The sequence below is a fragment of the Candidatus Cloacimonadota bacterium genome (assembly GCA_028706475.1).
Taxonomy (GTDB): Bacteria; Cloacimonadota; Cloacimonadia; order Cloacimonadales; family Cloacimonadaceae; genus UBA5456.
Genome location: JAQWBI010000055.1, coordinates 1 through 9,100, shown reverse-complemented (window position 1 = coordinate 9,100; position 9,100 = coordinate 1). Strand labels below are relative to the sequence as shown.

Sequence of the window (9,100 nt, the reverse complement as noted above, 5' to 3'; positions counted from 1 at the left end):
TTTTTCTGAGCAACAAATTCTCCCGACAAGCTCCTGCTGTAAAGCGGGAAATTTTTGATCAGAAAAAACGGCTGTTGCTGACCCATGTGTCACTCTTCTGCTGGTGTAAATTTCGGGGATAAGGTCACAGCAGGTGTGGCAATCGCCATGCTTCATCATAGGCGTTGAAGGGATTTGTATATGGAGTGTCTCCCGGCCAGATGTAATCTATCCCGGATGCGTTGATGACATCTACCATGTAGCTATCGCTTCCGGGAATCAAGCCCAGGTAACCTAAATCCTCTGGGTTGCTGGGGACTGCGTGATCGATCCAGAGCCGAATGTCATAATCCACAAGATCGGTTAGCAGCGCTTGTTGATTACTGCCTACGGGATCTGCTCCGGAAGAGTAGGTGTGGTAGCCAATCGTATTGCCATGGTCTTTTATCCTATGCCACATCTCACCCAAAGTTGCTTGTTTATCGCCGAAAATAGTACTGGATACAGGGATGTTGCGGGCAAAGAAGCCCTGATTGTAAAACTTTGGATTTTCAGGATTGTTGCTGCCTTCGTAAACGGCTTGCAAGCTGTTAATATTCTCTCCGTCCGCATCGTTTGTAATGCATAAAGCAGCTCTATTTACACCTGGCCAACGGTTGATATTCAGTAAAAGTGGTTTTTCCGCAAAGAGCAAAAAAGCCCAATCATGCGAACCACCGGCTGGCTTGTACATGGTGTCCATAGAAACCTCCCAAGTACCGCCCTGCACATATCTGCGGAAAAAATGGTTTTTATGATCATAAAGCATTATTTGGTTTGCGCTTAGCCCTTCGATTTCCCCACATTCATCATATCCGGATGCCACAATCCATAGTTTGCCGTTGGGATGAGCGTATTCTACTGCCTTATCCCTGAATGGGATGATGTTTACATTGTCTTTAAAATCACCGGAGTTTATCGCTTCAATACCCTTCAAATCTGCAATAATAGGCGCATCTACCGGATCCATAGCGAGATACACATCGTGCAAATATAGTTCCTCTTTGCAGGATGCATTCACGGACACTAACCATGCCGCAGCTTCATACTGATCCCGGGGATAAAAGCTCAATCTTACATCCATCTGCGGGGAGCTGTAGATGATGTTCGTGATTCCGTCGTCAGTGCTGGCCGAAGTATCGAAGTTCAGAGCTACCACGCTGCTACCCCCAATCCTTGCCGTCGCATACAGGTTCAAATCGAAAGAAATATCGCCAATCTGTACCCGGTTTTCATCATGCACGCTTAATGCCATAATTTGGCACGAGAACAATGCAATCAACAACGTAATTACTATGTGGTATCTCATCCGAAATCTACCTCCCATATATATGGATATTGTCCGTTTTCTGCAAATATAACGATGCAATGAAAGAGATTTCAAAATCAGGAATCTGTCAAGCCCAATCTCATACGTTTTCATGAGCATCCCGCGGAAGTATAAAACTGTTCCTACTGTATTCAACCCGATTCTTTGTAAAAGAACGCACATGATGGGAAGCACAAACCGGTATGGTAGATATCCGTACAATTGCAGCGGAAAAGCATTGACAAAATCCCATGTTATCATATTATGGAATATTAGAAAGATATATTGGAGAACCAGATGGATTTTCGCATCTATGAGTATCTTAGCGTATTCATAATGTCATGGCTCTTTGTTTATGGCCTCACGCCATTCATAATAAAGCTGGCTAGAAAGATAAATTTCGTGGACAAACCGGAAGCACGCAAGATCCACCTAAAAAGCGTACCCCTGATGGGGGGGCTTAGTGTGGCCTTGGGTTTCATTCTGTTATGTGTTTACGATGTAACCATTTCCCCCGGCAGGTATTTTGATCGTCCCATGATCGGATATCTGGCAGGCTCAGTCATAATCGTTCTTATTGGCCTTATAGACGACCGTCGCGGGATGCATCCACTGGTGAAGATGTCTGGACAGATTCTTGTAGCACTTATCTTTATCCTTACGAACTTCACTTTTGATGAGCTTAGCATGATGTTTGGCAGCGTTTATATTACTCTTCCGCTCATGCTTTTATGGATGGTTGGGCTGATGAATGCGCTTAATTTCCTGGACAATATGGATGGCATCATCAGCGGTATGGCAGGCATTCTGGGGCTAGGGTTTTTTGCCTTTGCACTTACCAATACTACCAGTTCCAATCAGGAAGCCATGGCCTTGATCGCACTTATCTCGCTTAGCTTTGCCGGGTCTTCCTTTGGTTTTTTACCCTTCAATTTCAATCCTGCCAGGATCTTTTTGGGAGATGCGGGCAGCATGTTTATCGGGTACTTCTTGTCATCAATGGGCATCCTGATGGCGCGTTATGCGGGCATCAAATACAATGACAAGCTGTTCTATCTGCTTCCTGTGCTGCTACTTAGTTATGCCATCTTCGACATCTCGCTGGTCAGTTATACCCGTCGCCGCGATGGCAGACATGTGATGCAGGGTGGCAAAGATCACTCCACGCACCGTATTAACAATGTTTTGGGCTCAGTAAAGGTTACGGCAGCTGTGATTTACGCGATCAATGTATTGATTGTGCTCACTTCCATCATCATCTTCAAGATTGGCTCCCGGGAGTTATTGCTAATCAGCACATTGCTTTTCGGAGCGTTTTTCCTGGCAGTTGGCCGCAAGTTGGATCAGGTACCCATCGTGATTCCGGCAAATCAGAAGAAAGAGAAGTAATGGAAATTCGCATATTGGGAGCGGGTTCCGGCATGCCTGCAAAGGATCTGAACTCTTCATCTGTATTGGTGCATTCAGAGGGACAGAGCTTTTTGCTGGATGGCGGAGACGGCTGTGCTCAGAGCCTGGTGAAACTAGGTTTAGAGCCGGATATACTTAGTGCAGTGATCATAACACACTACCATCCCGACCATGTCGGGGGCGTGCTGTTACTTATTCAGATGTTGTATCTTAGAGGTCGTAAGAGGGTCTTGCCTCTTTATCTGCCGGAGCGGGAAGGGGAGTTCGCCGATTTCTTGTGCATGTTTTACACTTTTCCCCAGAAGTTCGATTTTGAACTGCAGCTAAAACCCATGACTTCCCTTTCAGAAGACTTTCCCAAGCTACGATATATCTTGAACGACCACTTACAAGGATATGGCGAGATAATCCGGAAAAATGCCTTCAAAAACCTGCAACGAGCGTTTTCCATCAGGATCAATTCTGCTGCAGGAGATTTTGTGTATAGTTCGGATATCTCAACCACAGATAGCATATCAGGTTTCGTAGAGGGTGCGCATACACTTCTCTTGGACGCATGTCATCCTTCTGCAGGCCAAGTATTGAAAATGGGCACCAAGGGTCTGAAAAGAATCCTGCTTACGCACAATCCGAGCGAGGAAGTAAGGCAAGCTCTGATAAATACACCCAATGAACTGTTTGAAGAAGCCCGGGAGGGCAGAATATACAGGATATGAAGATCCTGAAGATATTACGGGGAACATATATGTATAAACCACACACAGTTGCAATATTGAGAGCGGCAACACTGTTGTTGATCCCATTATTGCTACTTCTTTCCGCCTGTGAGATCAACCGCTTGCGCAGTGCGGAAGACCTATATAACAAAGGCCTTTATGTGGGAGCCATCAATGAACTGGACGCCCTTATCGAAACGGGAGTAAACGGAGCAATCGTTACCCGGGCTGAATTGATGCGCAGCAACAGCTATCTGGAATTGGGCAAAACTGCCGTGGAAAGAGACAATCGGCCTTTGGCAGTGCGCTTTCTGAAACTGGCCAATTCTGAAGCGGCAGATCTGGAACTGGCAAAGTTATACTACAAAATGGGTGATGAAGCCTATCAAACAAACGATAAAGTACTTTCTCTAAAATACATGAACGACATCATGCGCGAGATTCCGCAATCTCCCTTGATTCCCCAAGTTTTACTACGCCGGATGAGTATCAGTCTGAACGAATATCAGGATCGCGAAAAGAGTTGGGAGGATTATAAATTTCTGTACAACAACTATCCGGATAATCCCTACGAGATTCAAGCACGCTATATCGTGATGCAGTTTATTGATACTAAAGTGGATTATGCCCAGCGTTTGTTGGAGCAGGAGTATTATACTGATGCGCTGAAGGAGTTGTTTGAACTCTCTCTATACCCCGTGGTTGAAGGATCCCGGATCAATGCTTTGATATCCGATGTATATCAAGCACAGGCAGAAGAGTATATCGATGCCCAGGACTATATGGCAGCCGACCGCCTGTTCCGCATTGCGGTGCAATATAATCCCGCAAAGCAAGCCGAAGTCGATGCGCGTCTGGAAGGTATTACCAGACTATATGTTCAGAAAGGCGATGCTCTTGTTCAAGAGCGCGATTTTGAACATGCATTGCTGCATTACACCAAAACTTTCGAGATCATCCCGGATTATGCCCCAGCTTTATCCGCCATTGCCAGGATGAGAGAGATTCAGAAAGACATCGCCCAAGCCAAAGATATCTACAACGAAGGTCTGAAAGCAGAAGGCGCTCAGAAACACGCCGAAGCCCTGAGGCTTTACAACCAGGCTATTCAACTGGATCCCCTACCGGAATATCGCGCACGGTCTCAGTCCATGCAAAACCTGGTAGAAGCAGAACGTGATCCTGTTGGCTTTGCCCGCAGAATCCTGCAGGAATATCGTAACGGACTCTTGATAAACCGCATCGCTGCAAAGCGTAATGAGGTACTTAAAACCCACAATCCCAACGAAATACGGGATAGTGGATGGAAGATATTGCTTTCCACTGGACAATACAAATATGAAGCCCGCTACGATTTGCTTACTCCCACGGATACTTTCCTCTATGTGTGGCAGATCAATCTGAGAGATCGCTCTATGGTCCCTTTAAACAAGATTTCAGAAGCTCTGATGCAATAGGCGGGTAAAATGAAAGATATGAGAATTAATTTGAAATACATAATCCTGATAGTATTGCTGTTTGGGATCACGCTGTGCAATGCTCAAAGCTTCGATTTACAAGCCTTTGCAGACAGTACGAAATACGGTTGGAAGGACTACCTGGATAGAGCAGAGTATCGCAAAGATCTAACCTACAGACAGAATAAATTGCAACTCTACGAATTGGAGGCAGTGCCCTTTGGCGGCAATGTGTTAAAAAGCGCAGTGATCCCCGGGTGGGGTCAGTTTGCTACAAAACACAATAGTAAAGCCACAGTAATACTTAGCGCCGAATTGATTTCAGTGATCAGTGCCCTCTATTTCTACAATCAGGCCAGCACAAATTATGATCGCTATCAAAACGCAACTCAGGTTGACGAGATCAATGATTACTGGAGCAAAGCCGAAATTCCCTATCACTATTCCCTGCTGATGGTGGGTTTGGCAGGAGTGATCTGGTTGTACAATATGTACGATGTTGTAATGAGTACAAACGAGTATAACGAGAACTTGTGGCAGGACATCATGAATAGGGACAGTTCTCCGTTGAAACTGAGTCCAACTGGTTTGGAATTGAGGTTTTAGCTTATGAAACACATACATCTGTTTATTACTCTTGCAATCCTGCTCTTTGTTGCCGGCTGCGGCATCAAGCGCGACAATCCCCTGGATCCTCATTCCAGTTCCGTGATTGAGCCTGCTTATGTGACGGGAGTCCAGTTAAGTTCAGAGGGTACCGGATCTGCTCCAAGAATTGTTCGAGTATCATGGAACAGCAATAGCAGCTCAAACACTGATGGATACTTTGTTTACCGCAGCAAGGGGCATAGCAATGCTTACGCCGTTATCGATACGGTGATGCATGTGGCAAGTGCAGATCATCAGCAATATATCCACAGCAGCGAAAACGATTCCAGTGTTACTCCAGGCGAGTACTGGTATAGAGTCTCCGCCTACAAAGACTATCCAGCGGGAAGGCTTGAAGGCCGCCTTAGCGAACCCAAGCCAATAATAGTAAGAACTTGATGATAGATTACCATCAAGATCTGAACGAAGCTCAACGCGAAGTAGTTGAGGATGTAGATCATCCCATTCTGGTACTGGCAGGTGCCGGTAGCGGAAAGACACGCTGCATCATTTATCGTGCCGCCTATCTGATTCACGAGCGGAAAGTAGCGCCCTGGAAGCTATTGATCGTTACATTTACAAATAAAGCTGCACGCGAATTGCAGGATCGTTTGGAGAGCCTACTTAGCATTCCTATGCACTCGCTTTGGGTGGGCACTTTCCACTCCATCTGCCTTAGGATTCTGCGCTATGAATCCGCTTCTTTGCCCTATAATGCAAATTTTAGCATTTATGCAGACGATGAGCAGAAATCGGTACTAAAAAAGATCTATAAAGAACATGGCTACGATCTGCAAAAGTATCCATTCAACAAAGTACTGGCCAGGATCGGACGCTACAAAAACCGACTGATGTTGCCCGAAGATATCGACGTCTCCGAAACGAAGCACAATCCTTTCCTCGGAGGCTTTCTACATATCTACCAGCATTATCAGCAAGCTCTTCTGATGAATCAAGCTATGGATTTCGACGACATTCTGCTCTACACTGCACGCCTGCTACGCAATAACAGCGCTGTACGACACAAGTACCAGGATATCTTTCAATATGTTATGATCGATGAATATCAGGATACAAACCAAGCTCAGTTTGAGATTATCCATCAATTGGCCTTGGAGCATCAGAGAGTATGCGTGGTGGGGGACGACGATCAGGCCATATACAGCTTTCGCGGGGCAACTCTACGTAATATACTGGAATTTGAAAGGGACTATCACGAAGTTCGCACTATCCGTCTGGAGCAGAATTACCGCAGCACAACCGCGATCCTGGATTTGGCAAACAAGGTAATCAAGCAGAACAAACAGCGACATCCCAAAGAACTATATAGCGATTTAGGCGCAGGCTTGAAACCGGTCTTGAACGTGTATCCCGATGCCAATGTGGAAGCCGAACAGATTGCTCAGAACATCTCCAGGCAGTGGAATGATGGCAAAAGCCTACGGAATATTGCCATTCTATACAGGACAAATGCGCAGTCCCGCCTCTTTGAAAATGCTCTGATGCAGAGAAAGATCCCCTACAGTATCGTGGGAAGCCTGAACTTTTACCAGCGTAAAGAGATCAAAGACCTCCTGGCATACTTGAATTGCCTTGGCAATCCCGCAGATAACGAAAGCCTGTTACGAATAATCAACGAACCCCCTCGCGGTATCGGACAGACCACTGTGAACCGCTTGCTGGGATTTGCCGCCAAGACCCGGATCAGCTTGTTTAGTGCTATTCAAAACCAAAGTGCCATCACAGAAATGAATGCCGGAGCTCACAAGAGGGTAGCGGAGTTTTGCACTATCATCGAGCAATGGCGGCAGATGTCCCTTAAGCTTCCTGTGGTTGATCTGGTAAAAGAGATCGTGGAAGAACTGGGTCTGGTGAGTTTATACCGCAAAAGCAGCGATCCCAAGGACATTGCCCGGGCGGAGAACCTGATCGAATTTGTGGCTTCGGTCAACGAATTTGCCGAGCGTTTTAGCAGGGATAACGACAGAGCGGCAGTCCTGGAGGATTTTTTACCCTATGTAGCCCTGCAGACTGATCTGGACAAAGTATCCGAGGAACTTGACAGCGTGAGGCTGATGACTCTGCACAACGCCAAAGGACTGGAGTTTGAGGTAGTATATCTTGCTGGATTGGAGGATGAGCTTCTACCTCACCGGATGAGCATGGATACCATAGAGGAGATCGAGGAGGAACGGCGGCTCTTTTATGTGGGTATCACTCGCGCAAAACGGGAATTGATCCTTAGCCTGGCGGAAGCTCGCAGGTTGTACGACACCTATAGTTTTACGCAACCCAGCATGTTTCTGGACAATCTTGAGGATGTATTGGACTTTCCGGGGCACATAGCGGCTCCGGTGCAAAGCTCATATCGCAAACCGAAGAACAAGATTAGGGAAAGTCAGAAACACTTCAAGATCGGGCAACGTGTATGGCACAAAGAGTATAAACAGGGCGTCGTATTATCTGTGGATGGTATGGGCACGGATGCAGTGGTTACGGTGTCTTTCAAAAACGGGAAACTAGTCAAGATAGTAGGCAGCTATTTACAGACAGAATCAAGCAAATAGTTCATACAGGATCCTTACCTCTTAATTCCCTGCACTTTATCCTTAGAATGCAATACATTTGACCTTACATTTATCAAAATTCGACAACTACAAACATTGGAAAAGGACTACATTGTATGTTCATTGCTTGATATCAATGGTTCTTCTAATCGATCGCGATAGTTCCCTGTGACAAATAATTGACTAATCTTTCCCAGTAGCCCAAGTGATTGAGAGGCAGTAAAATAACTTAAAATACTTCTTGACAAAAACACCTCGTATATTATTGTTGCTTTATGCTTTAGGCAATGAATAACAACGAGGTGTTAAAGTGAATTATCTAAGAATAGCCCAAATCAGTCAAGTCAAAACTTCAAATCTGGTAGAAAGCAATGCCAGGAGACTGTTCAATACCTCCCACTTCATTATGCTACTTTCCTTGTGTTCTTAGAGAAAAGCAGGTCGAGATGGTACCAAGCGAGCTTTTCTTGACAAATTTGGGAGATATTTAGACTGGCGATCAGCGATTCATCATGAAGGATGAACCTTCCGTTATCGATCAGTTCTTTCAGCCAGAGGGAGTTGGCCAGATTGACGGCGGTTTCGTATGATTTGAGGCCATATCTACCTGACATGACCTTCTTAATCTTACGATTGAATCTTTCGGACACATTGGACGTAAGACTTTTAGAGAGGTTTGGCCAGTGTTTGATGACATTGCTGAAGACGTAGTCGGCAGCGGGTTTGGGAAGAATAGTTGTGAGTTGTGTCAGACCTTTCTTTCTCCCGCTGACCGTCTTTCTCCCAAACACCTTGACTACTTTCTTTTTCAACCATTTATCCTGAGCTTCCGTCAGAGAGCACTTAGATACTAATCTTTCCTACACCTAAGTGCTTGGAAAATGGAGTGTCGCTAGCGAGAAATAGTTCGTATGTCATTATCCAGCTTTGCGATACCCTTTTAGAGCAGATATGGATTTATCCATCTCTTCGATA

At 45.5% G+C, this 9,100-nt stretch carries 8 protein-coding genes; 6 read left to right on the top strand and 2 right to left on the bottom strand.

The genetic code is table 11. The features are described 5' to 3' along the window. Positions 1-124: 124 nt before the first annotated feature. The gene (locus PHF32_07925) at positions 125-1,327 is read right to left on the bottom strand and encodes a hypothetical protein (protein MDD4560644.1); all 1,203 of its coding nucleotides are present in this window, start codon (positions 1,325-1,327) and stop codon (positions 125-127) included. 297 nt (positions 1,328-1,624) lie between these two features. Between PHF32_07925 and PHF32_07920 the strand changes: the two genes are divergently transcribed. Genes PHF32_07920 through PHF32_07895 form a run of 6 tightly spaced genes read left to right on the top strand, consistent with a single transcriptional unit; the run spans position 1,625 to position 8,125 of the window. Continuing rightward, the gene (locus PHF32_07920; protein MDD4560643.1) at positions 1,625-2,716 is read left to right on the top strand and encodes an MraY family glycosyltransferase; all 1,092 of its coding nucleotides are present in this window, start codon (positions 1,625-1,627) and stop codon (positions 2,714-2,716) included. Then, positions 2,716-3,453: an MBL fold metallo-hydrolase gene (locus PHF32_07915; protein MDD4560642.1), complete on the top strand. Its 738-nt coding sequence runs from the start codon at positions 2,716-2,718 to the stop codon at positions 3,451-3,453. The genes PHF32_07920 and PHF32_07915 overlap by 1 nt, the downstream gene beginning before the upstream one ends. A 29-nt stretch (positions 3,454-3,482) precedes the next feature. After that, complete coding sequence (locus PHF32_07910; protein ID MDD4560641.1) at positions 3,483-4,910, top strand: hypothetical protein; 1,428 nt, start codon at positions 3,483-3,485, stop codon at positions 4,908-4,910. 9 nt (positions 4,911-4,919) lie between these two features. Continuing rightward, entirely contained in the window at positions 4,920-5,516 is a 597-nt protein-coding gene (locus tag PHF32_07905) for a hypothetical protein (protein MDD4560640.1), read from the top strand. 3 nt (positions 5,517-5,519) lie between these two features. After that, on the top strand, positions 5,520-5,957 hold the full coding sequence (locus PHF32_07900; protein ID MDD4560639.1) for a hypothetical protein: 438 nt from the start codon (positions 5,520-5,522) through the stop codon (positions 5,955-5,957). Further along, on the top strand, positions 5,957-8,125 hold the full coding sequence (locus PHF32_07895; GenBank protein ID MDD4560638.1) for a 3'-5' exonuclease: 2,169 nt from the start codon (positions 5,957-5,959) through the stop codon (positions 8,123-8,125). Before PHF32_07900 ends, PHF32_07895 begins: the two co-directional genes overlap by 1 nt. A gap of 404 nt (positions 8,126-8,529) precedes the next feature. Here PHF32_07895 and PHF32_07890 read toward each other — a convergent pair whose 3' ends face one another. Continuing rightward, on the bottom strand, positions 8,530-8,937 hold the full coding sequence (locus tag PHF32_07890) for a hypothetical protein (GenBank protein ID MDD4560637.1): 408 nt from the start codon (positions 8,935-8,937) through the stop codon (positions 8,530-8,532). Positions 8,938-9,100 lie beyond the last annotated feature (163 nt).

What these genes read in the sequence shown, in the direction of transcription:
- PHF32_07925 (MDD4560644.1), bottom strand. Translation starts at nt 1,327, where the DNA reads ATGAGATACCACATAGTAATTACGTTGTTGATTGCATTGTTCTCGTGC.
- PHF32_07920 (MDD4560643.1), top strand. Translation starts at nt 1,625, where the DNA reads ATGGATTTTCGCATCTATGAGTATCTTAGCGTATTCATAATGTCATGG.
- PHF32_07915 (MDD4560642.1), top strand. Translation starts at nt 2,716, where the DNA reads ATGGAAATTCGCATATTGGGAGCGGGTTCCGGCATGCCTGCAAAGGAT.
- PHF32_07910 (MDD4560641.1), top strand. Translation starts at nt 3,483, where the DNA reads ATGTATAAACCACACACAGTTGCAATATTGAGAGCGGCAACACTGTTG.
- PHF32_07905 (MDD4560640.1), top strand. Translation starts at nt 4,920, where the DNA reads ATGAAAGATATGAGAATTAATTTGAAATACATAATCCTGATAGTATTG.
- PHF32_07900 (MDD4560639.1), top strand. Translation starts at nt 5,520, where the DNA reads ATGAAACACATACATCTGTTTATTACTCTTGCAATCCTGCTCTTTGTT.
- PHF32_07895 (MDD4560638.1), top strand. Translation starts at nt 5,957, where the DNA reads ATGATAGATTACCATCAAGATCTGAACGAAGCTCAACGCGAAGTAGTT.